The organism is Shimia isoporae, from assembly GCF_004346865.1.
GTDB classification, from domain to species: domain Bacteria; phylum Pseudomonadota; class Alphaproteobacteria; order Rhodobacterales; family Rhodobacteraceae; genus Shimia; species Shimia isoporae.
The window spans coordinates 173,078-194,007 of the sequence record NZ_SMGR01000004.1; the positions used below are offsets into that span (position 1 = coordinate 173,078).

16 protein-coding genes are annotated in these 20,930 nt (G+C 55.0%); 10 read left to right on the plus strand and 6 right to left on the minus strand.

Annotation, left to right across the window (positions count from 1 at the left end; all coding sequences use genetic code 11):
* Positions 1-113: 113 nt before the first annotated feature.
* The 3 genes from secA (at position 114) to BXY66_RS17725 (ending at position 5,513) form a co-directional block, all read left to right on the plus strand.
* Entirely contained in the window at positions 114-2,822 is a 2,709-nt protein-coding gene (gene secA / locus BXY66_RS17715; protein WP_132861851.1) for a preprotein translocase subunit SecA, read from the plus strand.
* 94 nt (positions 2,823-2,916) lie between these two features.
* Positions 2,917-3,933: a translocase gene (locus tag BXY66_RS17720; protein ID WP_132861739.1), complete on the plus strand. Its 1,017-nt coding sequence runs from the start codon at positions 2,917-2,919 to the stop codon at positions 3,931-3,933.
* A 20-nt stretch (positions 3,934-3,953) separates the two neighbouring features.
* Positions 3,954-5,513, plus strand: coding sequence for a phosphate ABC transporter substrate-binding/OmpA family protein (locus BXY66_RS17725; RefSeq protein ID WP_132861740.1), 1,560 nt, complete (start codon positions 3,954-3,956; stop codon positions 5,511-5,513).
* Between the two features lie 2 nt (positions 5,514-5,515).
* On the opposite strand, the gene radC is transcribed toward BXY66_RS17725, so the two are convergent.
* The gene (radC, locus tag BXY66_RS17730; RefSeq protein WP_132861852.1) at positions 5,516-6,277 is read right to left on the minus strand and encodes a RadC family protein; all 762 of its coding nucleotides are present in this window, start codon (positions 6,275-6,277) and stop codon (positions 5,516-5,518) included.
* Positions 6,278-6,468: 191 nt separating this feature from the next.
* Here radC and BXY66_RS17735 point away from each other — a divergent pair, with 191 nt between their 5' ends.
* Positions 6,469-7,317, plus strand: coding sequence for an amino acid ABC transporter substrate-binding protein (locus BXY66_RS17735; RefSeq protein ID WP_165929235.1), 849 nt, complete (start codon positions 6,469-6,471; stop codon positions 7,315-7,317).
* Positions 7,318-8,153: 836 nt separating this feature from the next.
* Here the strand turns inward: BXY66_RS17735 and dnaJ are convergent.
* Both dnaJ and dnaK read right to left on the minus strand, forming a co-directional pair.
* A complete protein-coding gene (dnaJ, locus tag BXY66_RS17740) occupies positions 8,154-9,296 on the minus strand; it encodes a molecular chaperone DnaJ (protein ID WP_132861742.1) in 1,143 nt (380 codons plus the stop codon).
* A 79-nt stretch (positions 9,297-9,375) separates the two neighbouring features.
* Positions 9,376-11,289 (minus strand): molecular chaperone DnaK, encoded by a 1,914-nt coding sequence (gene dnaK / locus BXY66_RS17745; RefSeq protein ID WP_132861743.1) that lies wholly within the window; start codon positions 11,287-11,289, stop codon positions 9,376-9,378.
* 166 nt (positions 11,290-11,455) lie between these two features.
* Here dnaK and BXY66_RS17750 point away from each other — a divergent pair, with 166 nt between their 5' ends.
* Positions 11,456-12,106: an alpha-ketoglutarate-dependent dioxygenase AlkB family protein gene (locus tag BXY66_RS17750; protein WP_243694429.1), complete on the plus strand. Its 651-nt coding sequence runs from the start codon at positions 11,456-11,458 to the stop codon at positions 12,104-12,106.
* A gap of 12 nt (positions 12,107-12,118) precedes the next feature.
* Here the strand turns inward: BXY66_RS17750 and BXY66_RS17755 are convergent, their stop codons facing one another.
* Together BXY66_RS17755 and BXY66_RS17760 are read right to left on the minus strand one after the other, a co-directional pair.
* Entirely contained in the window at positions 12,119-12,715 is a 597-nt protein-coding gene (locus BXY66_RS17755; RefSeq protein ID WP_132861744.1) for an SH3 domain-containing protein, read from the minus strand.
* Positions 12,712-13,533 carry an ABC transporter permease gene (locus BXY66_RS17760; RefSeq protein WP_132861745.1) on the minus strand — a complete coding sequence of 274 codons (822 nt, stop codon included), beginning with the start codon at positions 13,531-13,533 and terminating at the stop codon, positions 12,712-12,714. Before BXY66_RS17760 ends, BXY66_RS17755 begins: the two co-directional genes overlap by 4 nt.
* Positions 13,534-13,630: 97 nt before the next feature.
* On the opposite strand from BXY66_RS17760, the gene cysQ reads away from it, so the two are divergent.
* From cysQ to BXY66_RS17780, 4 genes are read left to right on the plus strand one after another with little or no spacing between them, the layout of a single operon-like run.
* The gene (gene cysQ / locus BXY66_RS17765) at positions 13,631-14,449 is read left to right on the plus strand and encodes a 3'(2'),5'-bisphosphate nucleotidase CysQ (protein WP_425057080.1); all 819 of its coding nucleotides are present in this window, start codon (positions 13,631-13,633) and stop codon (positions 14,447-14,449) included.
* Positions 14,449-15,249, plus strand: coding sequence for a 3-deoxy-manno-octulosonate cytidylyltransferase (locus BXY66_RS17770; protein ID WP_132861746.1), 801 nt, complete (start codon positions 14,449-14,451; stop codon positions 15,247-15,249). The genes cysQ and BXY66_RS17770 overlap by 1 nt, the downstream gene beginning before the upstream one ends.
* Positions 15,246-16,511, plus strand: coding sequence for a glycosyltransferase family 2 protein (locus tag BXY66_RS17775; RefSeq protein ID WP_132861747.1), 1,266 nt, complete (start codon positions 15,246-15,248; stop codon positions 16,509-16,511). The genes BXY66_RS17770 and BXY66_RS17775 overlap by 4 nt, the downstream gene beginning before the upstream one ends.
* A complete protein-coding gene (locus BXY66_RS17780) occupies positions 16,508-17,533 on the plus strand; it encodes an NAD-dependent epimerase/dehydratase family protein (protein WP_132861748.1) in 1,026 nt (341 codons plus the stop codon). The genes BXY66_RS17775 and BXY66_RS17780 overlap by 4 nt, the downstream gene beginning before the upstream one ends.
* Here the strand turns inward: BXY66_RS17780 and BXY66_RS17785 are convergent, their stop codons facing one another.
* Entirely contained in the window at positions 17,534-19,423 is a 1,890-nt protein-coding gene (locus BXY66_RS17785; protein ID WP_132861749.1) for a polysaccharide biosynthesis protein, read from the minus strand.
* Between the two features lie 359 nt (positions 19,424-19,782).
* Between BXY66_RS17785 and BXY66_RS17790 the strand changes: the two genes are divergently transcribed.
* Entirely contained in the window at positions 19,783-20,883 is a 1,101-nt protein-coding gene (locus tag BXY66_RS17790) for a polysaccharide biosynthesis/export family protein (protein ID WP_165929236.1), read from the plus strand.
* The last annotated feature ends 47 nt before the right edge of the window (positions 20,884-20,930 follow it).

The following is a 20,930-nucleotide window of genomic DNA, read 5'->3' on the forward strand; positions in this document are numbered from 1 at the left end:
CTTACATCGCTTTGAGGCTGAGGCATACGCCTGTTTGCACCCTTGTATGGGGACCACGGCAGGACAGCAAGAAATAGCCTCGCACGAATGCGTCAATGAAGGACACGACAAGCATGCTCGGATTTGGAAAAATCGCCCGAAAGGTTTTCGGAACTCCGAACGACCGAAAGATCAAGGCGACGCGTCCTCTCGTTGATCAGGTCAATGCACTGGAGCCTGAGTTCGAAAAGTTCTCTGACGAAGATATCAAGGCCAAGACTCAAGAGTTATCTGAACGCGCCAAAGGTGGTGAACCACTGGACAAGTTGCTGCCTGAGGCATTTGCCAATTGCCGGGAAGCAGCAAAGCGGGCGCTGGGGCTGCGTGCATTTGATGTACAATTGATGGGCGGTATTTTCCTGCACCAAGGCAACATCTCTGAAATGAAGACGGGCGAAGGTAAAACTCTGGTTGCGACCTTTCCAGCTTATCTGAATGCGCTGACCGGTAAAGGCGTTCATGTAGTTACAGTGAACGACTATCTCGCCAAGCGTGACGCAGAATGGATGAGTAACGTTTTTGGTGCTCTCGGAATGACAACTGGCGTCGTGTATCCGCAACAGCCAGAAGACGAAAAACGTGCGGCATATGCCTGCGATGTCACCTATGCGACAAATAACGAACTCGGCTTTGATTACCTTCGTGACAATATGAAGTCCGAGTTGTCGGAAATGAGTCAGCGAGAGCACAACTTTGCAATTGTTGACGAGGTGGACTCTATCCTGATCGACGAAGCGCGGACTCCTTTGATCATTTCGGGCCCCGCTCAGGACCGCACCGAGCTTTATGTGGCGATCGATAAACTCATTCCGGACGTACAGGAAGACCACTACGAACTGGATGAAAAAACACGAAATGTGACTTTTTCGGATGAAGGCAACGAATTCCTGGAGGAACACCTTCAGGCCCGTGGTCTTCTGCCGGAAGGTCAAAGTCTATATGATCCGGAAAGCACGACAATTGTGCACCATATCAACCAAGGTCTGCGTGCTCACAAGCTTTTCACCAAGGACAAAGACTACATCGTTCGCGACAACCAGATTGTACTGATTGACGAATTCACCGGTCGTATGATGGCTGGCCGCCGTTTGTCTGACGGTTTGCACCAGGCCATCGAGGCTAAAGAAGGCTGTGATATCCAACCGGAAAACGTCACTTTGGCGCAGGTTACGTTCCAGAACTACTTCCGGCTGTATAACAAACTTGGCGGAATGACCGGCACTGCCGCGACTGAGGCCGAAGAATTTGCTGAAATTTATGGTTTGGGTGTGGTGGAAGTTCCCACCAACCGCCCAGTCGCTCGAGTTGACGATGACGATGCCGTCTATCGCACTGTGCGCGAAAAGAACGATGCTATTGTAAAGACGATCAAGGAAGCTCACGAAAAAGGGCAGCCTATCCTCGTTGGCACCACTTCCATCGAAAAGTCGGAGATGTTGTCAGTTTTGCTGAATGATGCCGGTATCAAGCATAATGTCCTAAACGCGCGGCAACACGAGCAAGAGGCGCAGATTGTTGCTGACGCAGGTAAACTGGGCGCGGTCACCATTGCTACGAACATGGCTGGCCGTGGTACCGACATTAAACTGGGCGGCAACGTTGAGTTCAAAGTACTGGAAGCAATCGCAGCTACCCCGGACGGGGACCATGAAAAAATCCGTGCTGACATCGAAACCGCGCACGAAGCGGATGAGAAGGCCGTAAAAGACGCTGGCGGATTGTTCGTTCTTGCAACCGAACGGCATGAAAGTCGACGAATTGACAACCAGTTGCGTGGCCGTTCTGGCCGCCAGGGCGACCCTGGCCGATCTTCGTTTTTCCTGAGCCTAGAAGACGATTTGATGCGTATCTTCGGGTCGGATCGACTCGAAAAAGTCCTGTCTACCCTTGGTATGGATGAAGGCGAGGCGATTGTTCACCCTTGGGTCAATAAGTCACTGGAACGCGCGCAGGCAAAAGTTGAAGGCCGCAACTTTGACATTCGGAAACAGCTTCTGAAGTTCGACGATGTTATGAACGATCAGCGTAAGGTTATTTTTGGCCAGCGCCGCGAAATAATGGAAGCCGAGGATCTTTCTGAAGTGGCACAGGATATGCGTCACGATGTGATCGCGGATCTTGTAGACCAGTACATGCCTCCCAAGACGTACGCTGATCAGTGGGATACTGAGGGATTGTATGCCGCAGCAATTGAAAAACTGGGCATTGATGTGCCGGTAATCGAATGGGCAGACGAAGAAGGCGTAGACGATGATGAAATCCGAGAACGTCTGGAAAAAGCCGCGGACGAGATGATGGCTTCAAAAGCTGTCAGCTTTGGTCCCGAGGCCATGAGAATGATCGAAAAGCAAATTCTGCTGCAAACGATCGATACCAAATGGCGCGAACATCTTTTGACTTTGGAGCACCTGCGTTCCGTCGTTGGCTTCCGTGGATATGCGCAACGCGATCCGTTGAACGAGTACAAAAACGAGTCTTTCCAGTTGTTTGAGGGGATGCTCGATAACTTGCGGGAAGACGTGACCACGACGTTGTCCCGAATCCGTCCGATCTCGGAAGAAGAGCAGCGTGAATTGGCCCAACAGATGGCGGCGCGCCAGCAACCCGCGCTTCAAGACGCCACGCCAGCTCCGCAAGAAGATGAGCCACAACCAAACCCCGAAAACGCGCTACAGGGTTTTGACGAGAACGACCCGACCACTTGGGGGAATCCGGGCCGAAATGACAAATGTCCTTGTGGTTCCGGCAAGAAGTTCAAACACTGTCACGGCCGCTTGGCCTGACCAATTTGCGACAGACTTAAATCAAAAGGGTGCCTTATGGGTGCCCTTTTTGTTTGTGACCTTGGACTTCCTGTTTGAAGTTCCAGAGGCTGCCATGCGCAATATGAGAAACGTCTATCGCCGCTATTCAATGGCGTGTGCGACCGCGACCATCGCAATCTTTATTGGTTTCGTGATGGAGCGTACTGAGGCCAGTCAGGCTATGGTGGTTCCTCAGGGCTCTTTGAAACCGGCGCCTTCTCTGGTTGTTCCGGCAAGTTTGGGTACGGGAGCTCTTCCGGTTGAAGAGGAAGCTGCACGCTTGCCTTTGCCACCAATGCCGAAAGACTACAGTACAGAAATTGTTTTACCAGGTGCGCCAACAGTTGTTGCGACTACGGACTCTCTTCCAAAGGGACTGATTTCAGAGCAAAGCGCTGCGCCGGAAGGGAACTGTGAAATCGAGTTGCGGGCGGAAGCAGGCGCTGGCGCGATGGTTCTGCTTTCTCTCAAAGCCCCCTGCTTAAGTGGTGAACGTGTAACTATCGAGCACGGCTCATTGGTTTTTTCCGAACTTGTTGGCGAGGAGGGGGTCGTCACTCGCTCAGTGCCAGCGTTGGCGGTAGAGGCGACGTTCTCTGCGCGTTTTGCCAACGGGCAGGCTGCGAGTGTCACTTTGGAAGTGGATAGTTTGGTGTTTTATGAACGCACCGTTATTCGTTGGACAGGAAACAGCGGGGTGGAACTCCACGCTCGAGAATTCGGTGCGTCCTACGGAGATGATGGCCACGTTTGGCGTGGGAGCGCTCGAGACATATCCGTACTTGTTGGCGGAATGGGCGGTTTTCTCACCGAATTAGGGGATGTACGTTTGCCGGATGCAGCCAGGGCGGAGGTTTATACTTTCCCTTCGGTGACGGCGCAGCGAAGCGGGCTGATTTCTCTAAGCGTTGAGGCTGAGATTACTGAAGCAAACTGCGGCAAAAGCATCTCCGTACAGACAGAGCGAATCAAAGACGGCGAAACGGTTGCCAGCCGCGAAATGGCTATGGACATTCCCGGATGTGAAGCGGCCGGACAATTTCTGGTGTTGAAAAACCTCGTGGAAGACCTGACAATCGCCCAAAAATAAATGGCGGTCAGGACATCCAGATGTTGAAATTCTGTGCGGCGATTTGCGCCGCACTTTGTTTATTTTCCGGTACCAGCGCGGTAAGGGCGCAAGATGTGACACTAAAGTCGCACGATGGTGCTGTTGAGATTGTGGGTACGCTGCTTGGCTTTGATGGAGAGTTCTACAGGGTGGAATCCATCTATGGTGAGCTGACAGTCGACGGTTCCGGTGTGACGTGCGAGGGCCCCGGATGCCCTAACCTTATCAACTATGTGGCTGATATTTCGATTTCTGGATCGGAGAGTATGGCCGAGGTTCTCATGCCGGCGCTGCTTGAAGCTTTCGCGCTTAGAAATGGCTACGGAATTTCACGAAAGGATGCCGGAGAAAATCGATTTGAGTACCATCTAACGCAACAGGACACTGGCGATCTGCGCGCAAAGTTTCGATTTCATGCCAGCAGTGCGGACGAAGGCTTCGCAGAATTGCTCGCGGACGAGGCTGATATTGCAATGTCGCTGCGTGAAATTCGGTCACGCGAGGCTGCGATGGGGTATGAGGCAGGTCTTGGCGACATGAGTGATACCAATCGAAGCCGTGTCCTTGCGCTTGATGGCATGGTACCCATTGTTGCTCCCGGAAATCCGATTTCCACTTTGTCATTGGCTGAATTGGCCAGAGTGTTTTCCGGCGATGTCCGGAATTGGACAGAGCTGGGTGGGCCAGATGCACCGATTTCGGTCCATCTAACCAAGGCCAGTTCAGGGTTTTCCCAAGCGGTAGAAGACCAGTTGATGGCGCAAGCCGGTCTCAAATTTTCCTCGGAAATTATTCGCCACGCAAAAACCGACACACTCTTGTCTGCGGTCTCTCGCGATCCGTTCGCCATTGGAATCACGAGCTTTTCCGACACAAACGCTACCAAGGTACTGACCCTGTCTGGCGCTTGCGGGTTTTCGCTTCAGGCGTCACGCCGCAACATCAAGACCGAGGACTACCCGCTCAATGCGCCGATGTTCCTTTATTTCCCAGCTCGTCGATTGCCAAAACTGGCGCGTGATTTTCTTGCCTATACCCGAGGGCCATCAGCTCAGGTTGTAATTCGGCGGGCGGGTTTCGTTGATCAGACCTCGGAAGAAATCGCTGTCAATTTACAAGGTGATCGACTGGCGAATGCAATTTCGGTTGTGGGCGACGATCTGACTTTTGAAGACACACAGGAGATGATGGCGACGCTTTTGGGTAAAAAGCGGCTGACGACGTCGTTTCGTTTTCAAACGGGTTCGTCGCGTCTGGATGCACAGTCACGATCCAACGTACACCAGTTGGCTCGGGCGATCGAAGGTGGTCGATATGATGCCCGAAAGCTTTATTTTGTTGGATTTTCTGATGGGGAAGGGCCAGCGAGAATCAACCGGAATATTGCTTTGAAACGGGCTGAAACTGTGAGGGACGCAGTCCTTAAAGCGGCAGAGACAGCCAATCCGGATCGGTTGGATCTTGAGGTGGTCGCCTTTGGGGAAGCAATGCCGATGGCCTGTGATGACACGTCATGGGGGCGGCAGGTGAACCGTCGCGTGGAAATCTGGGTCGACTGATTTCAGAGATAGCCCTCGGACCGGAAGCTGAGTTCGCGTGATTTCCCGATGATCAGATGATCGTGCAAAGTGATTCCGAGCACGTGTGCTGCTGTATTGATTTGTTGCGTCATAGTGATGTCGCTGTCTGATGGCGTCGGATCCCCGGATGGGTGATTATGCACTAAAATCAACGCGCTGGCGTTAAGCTCAAGTGCGCGTTTGGCGACCTCTCGAGGATAGACGGGCACGTGATTTACCGTGCCTTGAGCCTGTGCTTCATCAGCGATCAGGGTGTTTTTGGTATCGAGGAAAAGAACGCGGAATTGCTCTGTGTCTCTGTGTGCCATTGTGGTGTGACAGTAGTCGACCAACGCGTCCCAGCCAGACAGCACGTGGCGCTGCAAAACGCGGGATCGGGCAAGACGATGAGCCGCAGCTTCGACGATCTTGAGTTCGGTCACGATGGCGGTACCCACTCCTTTGACCTCTTCCAGGCGGGCAACCGGCGCGGACAGCACTGAGTTAAAATCTCCGAATTTTTTCAGCAGCTTATGCGCAAGTGGCTTTACATCCTGACGCGGAATTGCACGAAAAAGGACGAGCTCCAGCATTTCATAGTCAGGGAGCGCGTCTGCTCCTCCGCTCAAAAATCGCTCCCGAAGGCGTTTGCGATGGTCGCTGATGTAAGAAGGCAGTTTTCCGGGTGTCAGTGGGGCGACAGGAGCTTCGTCCGCCTCAAAGAGCGGCAAGGTCTTTTCGGAGAAACGACGCTGGTCTGACATCACATCAGCTTGCGTTGGCATGGTAAATCAAAGGTTAACGGATGCTGTGATGAGCGGGATCCGGTGTGTCTGCAAAACGTCGGTATTACGTCTGCAAAACGTCAGTGTCATTTTAAGTTGTGACGGCAGGGGTTCAATGGAATGCTTCAATAGGGTCGCATGGGATTTGCGGCGGGATGATGGAGACTTTGATGCGCATTTTTTTGGCGGCTGTTTTGGCTGCGACGACACTTACAGCGACCACCGGCAGCGGCCTTGCCCAAACTATTGAGCGCATCGTCGAACGGAACGAATTGCGTCTGGGGTATCGTCGCGACGCGCCACCGATTTCGTTTGAAACAACCGATGGTCATCCCAGTGGATACGCGCCCCAATTGTGCGTGCATGTTGCGCATGGGATCGTCAAAGCGCTCGAGGCAGAAAGCCTTGATGTGCAGTTTGTGAACGTCGACGCGACTGATCGGTTCGACAAAGTCGCCAACGGTGACATCGATCTCTTGTGTGGCGCTGCTACGATCACACTGGAGCGTCGCGCCGAGGTCGATTTTTCGATTCCGATCTACGTGGATGGAACTTCTGTGCTTCTGCCCGCGGGAGCGGAAGAAGATTTGCGCGCGCTCGAAAATTCAAAAGTGGGTGTTCGGCGCGGAACGACCACCGAGGCACGCATGCGAGAATTGCTGGACACGACGGGGCAGGAATTTGAACTTGTCCGGTTTGCCGACCACGAGAGCGCCATTGTCGCCATGGAAAGCGGAGACATCGGGGCCTATTTTGCGGATCAGTCGATCCTTGTGGGCCTATGGATGTCGAGCCCCAAGCGCGACAGCCTGAAGCTGGCACGTGAGATTTTCACGGTTGAGAAGCAGGGACTGGCGATGGCCCGTGGTGACACCGATTTTCGCCTGATGGTGGATGGCATTCTGTCCGACCTTTTTGCCAGCGGGGTGGTGCGCGAAACAATGGAAGCCGCAATTCCCGGTATTGAACCGGGGCAAGGTTTGAAAGCCATGTTCCTTATGGCGCCAATTGTGAAATAAAACTTACCGGGTCCATTAGAGAATTTTTGGGCCCGGATTTTTCGACTTGTTAAAATTTTATTTCTAAGGTCTTTTGCCCCAAACAACCAAAAGACGACTATTTAATGCCTTTCAAAAATTTACTCTTTATTCTGGCCGGAATTCTTCTCACATCTTGCATGACCACTACGACCCAAGCGCCTGACCCGCGGTATGCAGGTGTGGAGCCGAGTATCGTCGAAGTAAACGGAATGCGCTGGGCGGTGTTTGAAAAGCAAGGATCGGATCGTGTCCTTGCGAGACGAGCGGGGCTTCAAGGGGAACAGTTTAGCACAACTCGTACTCATTCAGGCAGCGTTGAGAATCGTCTCAAAATAGCATTGAGAAAACACTTCACCTCGACAGGCAGGTCCTGCGACGTCGGATCAGGGACGCTTATCACCGAAACCACCTATGAGTTCCGGTATACGTGCAAAGCCTCGCCGAAGCCGGTCAGATATTGCGTGACCGAGACAGAGTGTCGGACGTTTGCGTCGCAGGGATTTGCGGTGGATCGGAGTTTTGTTGGACCAGTGGCGGGTGTTTCCTTCGGTGGTTATTTGGCGGATGTGGCTGAGGACAGCGAAAGCGGCAGAGTTCTTGTAAGAGTAAAAAATGACCCGAGAAATGCATCAAGCGGCAACCGATATCCGGAAATCGCGCGTCAGTATTTTGCAAATGGGAAACGGAAATGCTCCGTGTCGCGTTTGGAGATTGTGACAGAGGACACCCAGATTTTCAGCTACTCCTGCTAAAAGAAAAGCCCCGGCGCATTGCACCGAGGCTTTTGAATTTTTGTCGCTTGCTATTGAAGGCTTTTACCCCTTCATCGAGTCCCAGAAGCTCTTCACCGAACTGAAGAAGCTGGAGCTTTCGGGGTTGTTCTCTTCGCTCAGGTCTTCGAATTCACGCAGGAGTTCTTTTTGACGGCTTGTGAGGTTCACCGGAGTTTCTACCGCCAGTTCGATCATCATATCACCGGAGCCGCCGCCGCGCAGGGCGGGCATGCCCTTGCCGCGCAGGCGCATCTGACGGCCGGACTGCGATCCGGACGGGATTTTCACGCGCGAGCGGCCGCCGTCTATGGTTGGCACTTCGATGTCGCCACCCAAAGCTGCGCTGGCCATGGAGACCGGGACGCGGCAATAGAGGTTCACGCCCTCGCGTTCGAAGATCTTATGCGGGGTGACCTCGATAAAGATGTAGAGGTCACCGGAAGGTCCGCCACGCATGCCGGCTTCGCCTTCGCCAGCAAGCCGAATGCGGGTGCCGGTTTCGACGCCTGCAGGAATGTTGACTGACAGGGCGCGGTCTTTCTCGACGCGGCCCTGGCCTCCACAGGATTTGCAGGGGTTCTGGATGATCTGACCGAGACCGGAACAGGTCGGGCATGTGCGTTCGACGGCGAAAAGACCCTGTTGCGCACGCACCTTGCCCATACCGGAACATGTGGGACAGGTGGTCGGTTCGGACCCGCCTTCAGCACCGGAGCCGCTGCAGCTGTCGCATTGGACCGAAGCCGGTACGTTGATGGTCTTTTGCATCCCGCCGAAGGCTTCTTCGAGCGTGACACGCAGATTATAGCGCAGGTCGGCACCGCGGGTGGCACGACGTCCGCCACCGCGTTGACCTCCGCCCATAAAGTCGCCGAACAGGTCGTCGAACACGTCAGAGAAAGCAGAGGCGAAATCACCCTGACCAGGGTGGCCGCCGCGTGGACCTCCGCCCATGCCGCCTTCAAATGCGGCGTGGCCATAGCGGTCATAGGCCGCTTTCTTTTCAGCGTCTTTCAGAACTTCGTAGGCCTCATTGGCCTCTTTGAACTGACCTTCCGCCTCGGGATTATCCTTGTTGCGGTCAGGGTGCAGCTCTTTGGCCTTTTTACGGTAGGCCTTCTTTATTTCGTCTGCCGAAGCCCCTTTGGCGACGCCAAGCACCTCATAGAAGTCACGTTTTGCCATGGGTTACTCCTTTGGCCCGAATGCAAAAGGCCGATCCGGTGACCGGACCGGCCCTTTTGTTACATCCGGACGCGCACTATCAGCGCTTGTCGTCGTTCAGGTCTTCGAAGTCGGCATCGACGATGTCGTCGTCGCCCGGACCCATGTCAGCGGCGTCCGGCTCTGCGTCGCCTTCTTCCTGGCTGGCCTTGTAGATGGCTTCGCCAAGTTTCATCGCGGACTCGGTCACGTTCTGGATGCCGGATTTGATTTTCTCGGCAGAGGCGTCCTCTTTTTCCAGATCGTCCTTGAGTGCGGCGATTGCCAGCTCGATGGCTTCGACGGTGGTCGGGTCGACCTTGTCGGAGTGCTCTTCCACAGACTTCTCGGTCGAGTGGATGAGGCTTTCCGCCTGGTTTTTCGCTTCGATCAGCTCGCGGCGCTCTTTATCGGCCTCGGCGTTCTCTTCCGCGTCCTTGACCATTTTATCGATGTCCTCGTCGGAGAGGCCACCAGATGCCTGGATGGTGATCTTCTGCTCTTTGCCGGTGCCTTTGTCAGCAGCGCCGACAGACACGATGCCGTTGGCGTCGATGTCGAAGGTCACTTCGATCTGTGGCATGCCGCGCGGTGCGGGCGGGATGTCTTCGAGGTTGAACTGGCCGAGGATCTTGTTGTCGGCGGCCATTTCGCGCTCACCCTGGAACACGCGGATGGTCACGGCGTTCTGGTTGTCTTCGGCAGTCGAGAAGATCTGCGATTTTTTGGTCGGGATCGTGGTGTTGCGGTCGATCAGGCGGGTGAAGACACCGCCGAGGGTTTCAATACCCAGAGACAGCGGAGTTACGTCCAGCAGAACCACGTCTTTGACGTCGCCTTGCAGAACGCCGGCCTGAATGGCGGCGCCCATGGCAACCACTTCGTCCGGGTTCACACCCTTGTGGGGCTCTTTGCCGAAGAACTTGGTCACTTCCTCGATGACGCGCGGCATGCGGGTCATACCACCGACCAGAACAACTTCGTCGATCTCGTTTGCTGACAGACCAGCGTCTTTCAGAGCGGCCTGACAGGGCTTCAGCGAAGCTTTGATCAAGTCTCCGACCAGCGACTCAAGCTTGGCACGGGTCAGTTTGATGACCATGTGCAGCGGGGTGCCGGAGGACGGGTCCATGGAGATGAACGGCTGGTTGATTTCGGTCTGGGAAGAGGAAGACAGCTCGATCTTGGCTTTCTCTGCCGCTTCTTTCAGACGCTGCAGTGCCATCTTGTCTTTGGTCAGATCGACGTTGTGCTCTTTTTTGAACTCATCCGCGAGGTAGTTCACGATGCGCATGTCGAAGTCTTCACCGCCGAGGAACGTGTCACCGTTGGTGGATTTTACTTCGAACAGGCCATCGTCGATTTCGAGGATGGTCACATCGAACGTACCGCCGCCGAGGTCATAGACCGCGATGGTTTGGGTTTCTTCTTTGTCCAGACCATAGGCCAGTGCGGCTGCGGTCGGCTCGTTGATGATGCGCAGGACTTCGAGACCAGCAATTTTACCGGCGTCTTTGGTTGCCTGACGCTGGGCGTCGTTGAAGTATGCTGGCACGGTGATGACCGCTTGGGTCACATCTTCTCCGAGATAGGACTCAGCGGTTTCCTTCATCTTGCCGAGGATGAACGCGGAGATCTGCGAAGGGGAGTATTTTTCGCCCTTGGCTTCGACCCATGCGTCGCCGTTGCCGCCGTTGATCACGGAGAACGGCATGTTTTTCAAATCTTTGGCCAGATCCGCGTCGTCAAACCGACGGCCAATCAGTCGCTTTACGCCAAAGACGGTGTTTTCAGGGTTGGTGACGGCCTGGCGTTTTGCCGGCTGGCCTACGAGGCGCTCGTCATCTGTGAAAGCCACGATGGAAGGCGTGGTGCGTGCACCTTCTGCGTTTTCAATGACTTTCGGCTGGGAGCCATCCATGATGGCCACACAAGAGTTGGTTGTACCGAGGTCGATACCGATCACTTTGCTCATTCTATATCCCTTCTACTTAAGGCGATGTATGGTGCCCGGACCCGTTTTGGCATCCGTGGCCTGATCCAGTTTGCCTTCCCGAGAGATCGGAAAAGCGCTTCGGAGCGTATATAGGGCGACGAAATAAGCCCTGCAAGCGCCAGCAAGGGGCGATTCTGCAGGAATCATGACATTTGTTTTGGCAATTGCGCGGAGAGCACAGGCGAAGATGAACAGTCCGTTAAAAATTCGGGGCTTCGAAGTACACAAAGGCCTTTTGGACTCGCAAGCGCAGGCGGAATTGGTTTCAGACTTGAGAGATGTTGCTCGGGCGGCTCCGATGCGCTCGCCAGTGACCCGCTGGGGGAAGCCCATGAGCGTGAAAATGACCAGCGCCGGACGGCTGGGCTGGATTTCTGATCGCCGCGGGTATCGCTACGAACCAAGACATCCTGACGGCATGGAGTGGCCGCCGATCCCGTCACGGATTCTCGCATTGTGGACGTCCGTTACCGGACTCGAACGGGCGCCGGATTGCTGTCTCATCAATTATTATGGGGAAGGCGCGCGCATGGGACTGCATCAAGACAATGACGAGGGCGATTTCGACTGGCCGGTTCTTTCGGTGAGCCTCGGAGACGAGGGCTTGTTCCGCATGGGGAACGTGGAGCGTGGTGGCAGCACCGAGTCGGTGTGGTTGCAGTCCGGTGATGTGGTGGTGATGGGCGGCGCGGCGCGGCTGGCTTATCACGGAGTAGACAAGATCAGGTTCGGTTCTTCCCGACTGCTTCCCGATGGGGGGCGAATCAACATCACGTTACGTGTGGTTGAGGCGTAGCTTGGTTTGGCTTCAATAGCCGGCAATTGCGCAGCAGCCGGAGAGCAGTGAAATTTCACCCGAATGCAGTTTGTAGAGTGCGACAGACAGGCCGAACTGTCTGTCTGACATGCCATCGGAACAGGCTTCGCGTCGGAAAGTAGCGACGGAATCTCCGTATCCCATTGCCCAGAGCCCGGTCACACCGCGCCCGGAAACCATAAGCCCAGCGCCGGGGGTTTCATACTCCCCTTCAGGAGAAGAGAAGCGCACCAGTTCGCCTTGCACAAACATAGCGTTCCAGAACGGTTCGTTGCCGTAGCAGAACAGGCGTTTTGCGAGCGCATAGTCCGGGTTTGGCTCTTGCGCCTGCAAATAGCGCATTGAAACCCAGCCGGACGTTTCACCAAGGTTTATGCGGCCCCATGTTGCGGCTTCGTTGAGGTCAACGACTTCGATGGATGTGGCATCCGGGGAAAGAGAACCGAGCAATTCACCAGATGCAGCCGGTTCTGACCGCACGTTCAGAACGTCATCCTTGGCAACGCCTGTCACATCATAGAGCGCTGGAAGGTCATTGGCCCAAAGTAGGCCGGGCAACAACAGGAAGATGGCGACCAGACGGATCATCGTTTTGCATTCCAGGAAAGGGAGGCGTGACGGCGTGTATAGAATTCGCCCATCAGACCAATCATCAGCAGGACGATACCAACCATGAGCGGATACATCACCGAAGAGTTGCGCGGAAAGTAGTTTATGAAGGCGAAACCGCGGGACTGGTCGATGCAATGAAAAAGCGGGTTCCAGTCAAACATCGCGAGCATGAAGCTGGGAAGTGTGTTTGCCACAAACATTTTGCCGGAAGCGATCATGTTGGCACGCGCATAGACTGTTGAAGCGATGCTGACGAAGGTGGGGAACCATGGCTTCAACGCGAGAAACACCGTGCCAATGGCAAGACCGGTAAACCATCCCAAGAGCAACATACCAAATGTCGGGATTGGCTTGTCGATGGATATTGGCGTGAACGCCACATGATACACGAACAGGATCGCGAAGAGCGACAGCACCTGAATATAGAGCGTGCCGAGGGCTGCGGACATGATCGAGATGATCGTGTTCATCGGCGCGTGTTTCATCATGGGCGATGAGGGTCCTTCTGAACCCACCACCGCGCCCAGCGTTTTGGTGTGCGTCAAAAACAGAAACACACCGGACATGAGGTAAATCAGGAAATCGCCGCGCAAGGCTGCGCTGCGTAGCCCGAGGACAGAGAACATTACGTAAAACGCGAGTACGAAGATGATCGCCTGCAGCATGTTCATGATGATCGACAAAACCGCGTTGCCGTGTGACTTGCGCACGTTTCGCACGATCGAGTGATAAATCAGCTCGAATATATTCAGCGCGGACGAAAGCGTCGTTTTATGTGCGGTTTGCTGAAACATGCCTGTGCCGTTTGCGGGGTTTCTGCTGTTATCGCAGGGAATTCTTGCCGTTCTGTTACGCTGGTATCATAAGGGGCGCCGTGTAGCAGTTCAACAAATGCCGCGTAGGAGAGATCTTTTGAATTACGATGTGCTGATTCCCGTTATCCGTAAACTTGCGATCGAGGCGGGTGCCAAGATCATGGAGATCTACAATTCCGACGATTTCGACGTGAAGGTGAAGTCAGATGACAGCCCAGTTACGGCGGCCGACGAGGCAGCGGATGCCATTATTTCTGCAGGTCTTCGTGCAGCATTTCCGGACGTGATGCTGGTGACGGAGGAGCAGGCAGAGAGCCATGCCGCGAAGGGCGACACCTTCCTGATTGTTGACCCGCTGGATGGTACCAAAGAATTCATCCATCGCCGCGGGGATTTCACCGTGAACATTGCCTATGTGGAGAACGGGGTGCCGCAGCGCGGTGTGGTCTACGCACCGGCCAAGGAACGTATGTTCTTTACCCAGGCGGACGGACAATCCGTCGAAGAGGTTGGTGCCTTTGATCTGGAAACCGTAGGCGAAACCCGCGCGATCAACGTTGCGAACTCGGACAACAGCGCACTGATGGTCGTGGCGTCCAAATCGCATCGGGATCAGGCCACCGACGACTACATCAATAAGTACAACGTCAAAGACAGTAAGTCGGCGGGCAGCTCGCTGAAATTCTGTCTGGTGGCAACTGGCGAAGCGGATATCTATCCACGTGTGGGTCGTACGATGGAATGGGACACAGCCGCCGGTCACGCGGTTCTGCTCGGTGCCGGAGGACAGGTCGTGCGCTTTGACGATCACACTCCGCTGACCTACGGCAAGGAAGATTTCGCCAATCCGTTCTTTATCGCCTATGCACCCGATGTGGCATTGAAGAGTGCCTGATGTCTGTTCTGATTGTCATCCCGGCCCGCTATGCCTCGACCCGCTATCCCGGAAAGCCTTTGGCGGAACTGCGTGGCGCGACCGGACAGGCGCGCAGCCTGATACGGCGCAGCTGGGATGCAGCCTGTGCGGTTGAGGGCGTGGACCGCGTCGTCGTTGCCACGGATGACATTCGGATCAAGGAGGCCGCTGAAGGGTTCGGCGCAGAGGTCGTAATGACTTCGGAGGATTGTGCGAACGGAACTGAGCGCTGTGCAGAAGCCTTTGATGCGCTGGGCGGGGGCTACGACATTGTCGTGAATTTGCAGGGCGACGCGCCACTGACACCTGCCTGGTTTGTGGAAGATCTTGTCAAAGGCCTTCGCGAAGACAGTATGGCAGAGGTGGCGACGCCGGTATTGCAATGCGACGGGCGCGCATTGAACGGTTTTCTGGAAGACCGTCGTGCGGGGCGCGTCGGCGGAACAACAGCGGTCTTCACTACGGATCGTCACGCGCTTTACTTCTCAAAGGAAGTGATCCCGTTCACCTCTGACACTTACGCGGATGACGACGGCACACCGGTGTTCCACCACGTCGGAGTCTATGCCTATCGACCCTCTGCGCTGGGCGCATACCCGCGCTGGTCCGCCGGCCCTCTTGAGAAACTGGAAGGCTTGGAACAGCTGCGGTTTATGGAGCACGGCCGGCAGGTTCTTTGTGTCGAAGTTGAAGCTCGCGGGCGTCAGTTCTGGGAGTTGAACAATCCCGAAGATGTTCCGCGGATCGAAGCGATGATGGCCGAGATGGGCGTCGCATGACGCAACCGCCGGTCAGCGTGGTCGTGGTTAGTAAGGGTCGACCCCGATCTTTGCGGCGCACGCTGACGGCAGTGTCCCAGCAAGCCTATCCCGAGTTCGAAATCATCGTTGTCACCGATGATGATGGCGTGGACGCGGTGGGGTTTCTGGAATTCGGGCACCAGATCAAATTGGTGTCTTTTGACGAGGACAACATTTCCACAGCGCGCAATCAGGGTATCGCTGCTGCGGCGGGAGAAATCGTTGCCTTTATCGATGATGATGCGGTGCCGGAGACGGGCTGGTTGTGGCATCTGACGGCGCCGTTTTCCGAGGCGGAAGTCGCCGCAGCAGGCGGGTATGTACGCGGACGCAATGGCATCACCTTTCAGTGGCGGGCGCGATCGGTCAACAGCGCGGCAGAATACGATGACATTGCGATTTCAGGCGACAAGCCGGTGGTGATGACGCCCGCCAAGGGGCGCGCGATCAAGACCGAAGGGACGAATATGGCCTTTCGCCGGGACGTGATTGCCGAAATGGGCGGTTTTGATCCGGCATTTGAATTCTATTTGGATGAGACTGACGTGAACATGCGGCTTGCAGATCAAGGCGCGGCCACAGCAATTGTACCCTTGGCGGAAGTTCACCACGGATTTTTCGAAAGTGCGCGGAGGACCGCTCGACGGGCACCTCGAGATCTTGCCCAGAACGGCGCAAGTATGGCGGTGTTTCTGCGCAAACACTGCCGCGAGGCAGATCGTGCCGACGTTTGGAGCGCGTATCAACGCGGGCAACGCAAGCGGTTGGTGGATTATATGATCAAAGGCGAGCTGATGCCCGGGGATGTGGCGCGTCTGATGCGCGGGTTACGCAAAGGATATGCAGAGGGGCTGGAGCGGAAAATCACCGTTCTGGAACGCATTCCCAGAGCTTCGGACGGGTTTCGCGCTTTTGAAAGGCAGGTCGCTGGCGCCGAAATCATAGCTGGACGTCAGTGGCGCAGGGCTGCAATCCGGCGCGAGGCACTCGCAAGCTCCCGCGCAGGCAGAATACCGTCAGTATTTGTTTTTTCGCGCACCGGATTGTTTCATCGCGTGACGTTTCATTCCGAAGGATACTGGGAGCAGGTCGGCGGATTGTTTGGCCGATCGGACCGTGCGCAAAGGCTTTTTCGGATTACCGGATTTCGCAAACGGTTGCGGCAGGAACAACAAAGGGTTGCCCGACAGCGACTCTTGTTGGATGAAAGCGAGACTTCGGCCAGAGAGGGCAAAGCATGACGCAAGAACAACGTACGGCACTTGTGACCGGGTCTGCGGGATTCATCGGCTATCATACGTCCAAGCAGCTGTTGGCGGATGGCTGGCGCGTGATCGGTCTGGATGCGATGACGGATTACTACGACGTTTCCCTTAAAGAGCGTCGACATGCGATGCTGCTGCAAAACGGAGGTTTCGCAGCCATCAATGCCCGGCTGGAGGAGCCGGGCAAGCTTACGTCAATTTTCGAGGAATACCGCCCCGACGCGGTGATCCATTTGGCGGCTCAGGCCGGGGTGCGCTATTCGATTGATGAGCCGCGGTCCTATGTCGAGGCAAATCTGATCGGGACATTTGACCTTTTGGAAGCGGCAAGGGCCTTTCCGCCCGCGCATATGCTGATGGCGTCAACGAGCTCAGTGTACGGTGCGAACACGGAAATGCCTTATGCGGAGACTCATAAGGCCGATAGCCAAATGTCGTTTTATGCGGCAACCAAGAAGGCGAATGAAGCGATGGCGCATTCCTATGCGCATCTCTATCACTTGCCGATCACCATGTTCCGTTTCTTTACCGTTTATGGACCTTGGGGGCGGCCCGACATGGCGTTGTTCAAGTTCACCAAGGCTATTTTGGAAGGCAAGGCGATCGACGTTTACAACCACGGCGACATGAAGCGTGACTTCACCTTTATCGACGACCTGGTGCGGGGAATTGTGAATCTGGTTGAAGCCGTACCTGCGATGCCGGATGCCCGCGAAACCGTCTATGAAAACGACAGTCTGAGTGCAGTTGCGCCTTGGCGGGTCTGCAACATTGGCAACGGGCAGCCGGTCCAGTTGATGGATTACATCAAAGCCATCGAGTTGGCGCTTGGACGGGACGCCGACAAGAACTTCATGCCGATGCAAGCTGGCGACGTTCCTGCAACGTGGGCAGACGCGGGTTTGCTGGAGCAGTTGACGGGCAACATACCTCAAACGCCTGTCGAAGTCGGTGTCGCAAAGTTTGTCGCGTGGTATCGGGAGTACTACGACGTCTGATCAGCCTTCGCCGACAACTGTCAGATCAGGACCGTCAGAGGCGTCACCGGATTCCATCCAGCGATTCATGGTGTTGCGCAGAAGATCGGCATCCCGCTGATCCACAGCGCGCCGCAAATCCTGCAGGGCACCGGCAATTTCCAGTTCTGACAGGTATTTTTCCTGCGCTCGCAGAATTTTCGGATGCGGTGTCGTGAGCATGTCCGAACCGATGAGCAACTCTTCATGGATTTTTTCACCGGGCTTGAGACCAGTGATCACAATCGGAATATCGCCGTTGGGGTTTTTCTTGTCGCGCGGTGTGTAGCCTGCAGCCAGGATCATTTTGCGGGCGACTTCAAGAATTTTCACCGGTTTACCCATGTCGAGGACGAACACATCGCCGCCCCGGGAGAAACCACCAGCAAGCAAGACAAGCCGAACAGCCTCGTTGATGGTCATGAAGTAACGGGTGACTTCGGGATGGGTCACAGTGACGGGGCCGCCGCCGCGGATCTGATCCTGAAAGAGCGGGATTACCGAACCGGACGAGCCCAAAACGTTCCCGAAGCGCACCATGGAGAACTTGGTGTACTGAGACCGCGTTGCCAGATCCTGAATGACAAGTTCGGCAAATCGCTTTGTGCATCCCATAACGGATTCAGGGCGCACGGCCTTATCGGTGGACACAAGAATGAAACGTCCGACGCACGCTCGGCGGGCTTCTTCGGCGACGATGCGCGTTCCGAATACGTTGTTGCGTACACCTTCGAAGGCGTTTCCTTCGACGATGTTCACATGCTTGTACGCTGCGGCGTGGAAAACAACGTCTATGGTGTGTATTTCGAGAATTTCGCGGATCATCTCCGCCCGTTCGACCGAACCAAGGATGGCCGTCAATTTCGGGGCCAATCCCAAGCCGTCCAGTTCTCGCTTGATATTATAGAGCGCATGTTCGGAATGGTCGATCAGTACGATCTGAGCGGGTTCAAGTCGGATCAATTGCCGGCAGAGTTCGGACCCGATTGAACCGCCTGCGCCTGTTACCAAAATATTCTGTCCGAGATAGGTGGACTCTTTGGCGGGTAGTTCCGCCTCCAAAGCATCCCGGCCAAGCAGAGTGCGCATTTTGGCTGGCGCTGCATGTTTGATTTTTTCTCCATGCAGGACCATGTCCGCGAAAGACGGAAGGGAAAGCACTTCGCAACCCAGGCCGCTGAGTTTCTTGGCCAGACGCTGGCGTACAGCTTGATCGGCGGAAGGCATGGCAAGGATTACACGATCTATGCCGATGCGCTCCACGAGCATGGCCACGTTGTTCGGAGAGTGAACGCGCAAACCGTGAACAGTCAGTTTGTGGAGGTTTGGGTTGTCGTCGACAAAACAGGCGACCTCGAACTCGTCATCGGTTTGCAAGGCTGCGGCAAGTTGCTGTCCTGTTTGACCAGCCCCGTAGATCAACACCAGCTTGCGGCCCTGTCTGCTGAAATAGACCCGTTGCACAATTTTGCGAATGACAACGCGGCTGCCGACGGACAGGACGGCAAATGAAAAGCCCAGATTCAGAAAGGTCGCAAACGGAACGTGCGGAAAGACACCGCCTATTTTGCTGAGTGCTTCGGCGACAAAGATCATCATACCGGCAACGATCAATGTGTGACCGATGTCGTCCATTCCGTAGGCGTTAAGTTTGACCTGATGGAGTCCAAAAAAGTTCAACGCTGCGCCGGCCAATGGCAAAAGAATCACAATATAGGTCGCCAGTTCCGAGATTCGGACGTTGAAAGGCTCTGTGCTTTTGACCAAAGCCAAGCTGATGAAGGCCGCAACAAAGACCAGTACCAGATCCACCGAAAAGAGGATCCAGCCTTTTTGCGAGCGATTCAAAGTGGTTAGCAGGTTGTACAGCATTTACTTCTCAACTGGGACGCGCAGCGGATGACAGGGCTTAGGCTGAACGAAATAGGTAATCAAACAAAAACAACGCACTTTCCAAGGACGACCTTAGCACCAAATCCGGTTACCACGCCAAATGTTGTGCACTTTCGGCAGTGTTTTTTGTCAGTTCGATTGTTTGTGCTCGCTCGGAAGGCGGTTGTGTGTAATGTGAACGTGCTTTGATGATCCGGACGTAGGTATTTGACCTTAATGCAACAAGTGACGCACTTTTCTCTGGGTTCCGGCCTCATTGAGATAGCCAAGATACCGCGAAACTGTCATTTACTTCGTCCAAAACGTGCGAAGACGTTCAGATCAACGGGGCAATGAAGATGTCAGCTTTGCGTTTAGTTGCAGCGGCGTTTGTCGGGCTTTCATTGCTCGGTGGTTGTACTTTGCCGCGCGGCGGTCCGGTTGCTTATGAAATTACCGGGGATGCAACGCCTGAAGATATCAAGATCGAGGAGGTAACACGCGCCTCGGTGAAAGAGATTGAGCGTTGGCCAGCAGCCGGATGGCATGGTCACTATCACTGGTTTTCGAGACAGCCAGGACCTGCGTCTCGTGCGATCCTACCAGGTGATTTGATTACGCTTACGATTTGGGACAATCAGGATAATTCGCTTTTGCTGGGCCCAGAACAGCGCAGCGCCCCTTTGCGGCCTGAAGAGGTCGCCTTGGACGGCACCGTATTCGTCCCTTACGTTGACAATATTCAAGTCAAAGGGCTGACACCTCAGCAAGCACGGGAAGTCATTCAGGAACGGCTGACGCCAATCGCGCCATCTGCTCAGGTGCAAATCGAGGTCAAATCCGGCCGGCGCAATTCGGCAGATCTGGTAACTGGTGTTGGAGCACCGGGCACCTACCCACTTATGGATCGGAACGTGTCCATCCTGTCGCTTATTGCTCAGGGCGGCGGTGTAAACGAGTCTGTTGAAAACCCGTTGGTGCGTCTGATGCGTGACGGCAAAGCCTACGAAATACCCGTGGACACGCTTTACAAGGATCCCGCCAAAAACGTGATTGTGCGTGGTGGAGACCAGATTCTCGTTGAAGAAGAAGAACGGTTCTTCCTTGCGGTTGGCGCCACACAAGAAGAACGGCAGGTGTTTTTTCACAAAGAATACATCTCGGCGATGGAAGCCCTGTCCATTGTTGGCGGTCTGATCGATACCCGTGCCAACCCGCAGGGCATACTGATTTTACGCCAGTATCGGCCTGACGCTGTGCGCGCTGACCGGTCGGGGCCACCGTCGAGTCACGTCGTTTTCCTGTTCGACATCACCAAGGCTGATGGTGTGTTTGGTGCAAGGAATTTTCGGATACAGCCGAATGACATTGTGATGGCGTCCGAATCCGCTGTGAAACCGGCACAAGCCGTGATCGCGCTTGCTGGATCCCTCTTTGCTTTGAATAATATCTTCGAGTAGGAAGGCCCGCCAGGAAACCTGGGAACGTCAGTGCACAATTTGCAAAG

Bases quoted from the DNA above. Each gene is read 5' to 3' on its own strand.
- secA (WP_132861851.1), top strand. From the start codon at position 114: ATGCTCGGATTTGGAAAAATCGCCCGAAAGGTTTTCGGAACTCCGAAC.
- BXY66_RS17720 (WP_132861739.1), top strand. From the start codon at position 2,917: ATGCGCAATATGAGAAACGTCTATCGCCGCTATTCAATGGCGTGTGCG.
- BXY66_RS17725 (WP_132861740.1), top strand. From the start codon at position 3,954: ATGTTGAAATTCTGTGCGGCGATTTGCGCCGCACTTTGTTTATTTTCC.
- radC (WP_132861852.1), bottom strand. From the start codon at position 6,277: ATGTCAGACCAGCGTCGTTTCTCCGAAAAGACCTTGCCGCTCTTTGAG.
- BXY66_RS17735 (WP_165929235.1), top strand. From the start codon at position 6,469: ATGCGCATTTTTTTGGCGGCTGTTTTGGCTGCGACGACACTTACAGCG.
- dnaJ (WP_132861742.1), bottom strand. From the start codon at position 9,296: ATGGCAAAACGTGACTTCTATGAGGTGCTTGGCGTCGCCAAAGGGGCT.
- dnaK (WP_132861743.1), bottom strand. From the start codon at position 11,289: ATGAGCAAAGTGATCGGTATCGACCTCGGTACAACCAACTCTTGTGTG.
- BXY66_RS17750 (WP_243694429.1), top strand. From the start codon at position 11,456: ATGACATTTGTTTTGGCAATTGCGCGGAGAGCACAGGCGAAGATGAAC.
- BXY66_RS17755 (WP_132861744.1), bottom strand. From the start codon at position 12,715: ATGATCCGTCTGGTCGCCATCTTCCTGTTGTTGCCCGGCCTACTTTGG.
- BXY66_RS17760 (WP_132861745.1), bottom strand. From the start codon at position 13,533: ATGTTTCAGCAAACCGCACATAAAACGACGCTTTCGTCCGCGCTGAAT.
- cysQ (WP_425057080.1), top strand. From the start codon at position 13,631: ATGCCGCGTAGGAGAGATCTTTTGAATTACGATGTGCTGATTCCCGTT.
- BXY66_RS17770 (WP_132861746.1), top strand. From the start codon at position 14,449: ATGTCTGTTCTGATTGTCATCCCGGCCCGCTATGCCTCGACCCGCTAT.
- BXY66_RS17775 (WP_132861747.1), top strand. From the start codon at position 15,246: ATGACGCAACCGCCGGTCAGCGTGGTCGTGGTTAGTAAGGGTCGACCC.
- BXY66_RS17780 (WP_132861748.1), top strand. From the start codon at position 16,508: ATGACGCAAGAACAACGTACGGCACTTGTGACCGGGTCTGCGGGATTC.
- BXY66_RS17785 (WP_132861749.1), bottom strand. From the start codon at position 19,423: ATGCTGTACAACCTGCTAACCACTTTGAATCGCTCGCAAAAAGGCTGG.
- BXY66_RS17790 (WP_165929236.1), top strand. From the start codon at position 19,783: ATGTCAGCTTTGCGTTTAGTTGCAGCGGCGTTTGTCGGGCTTTCATTG.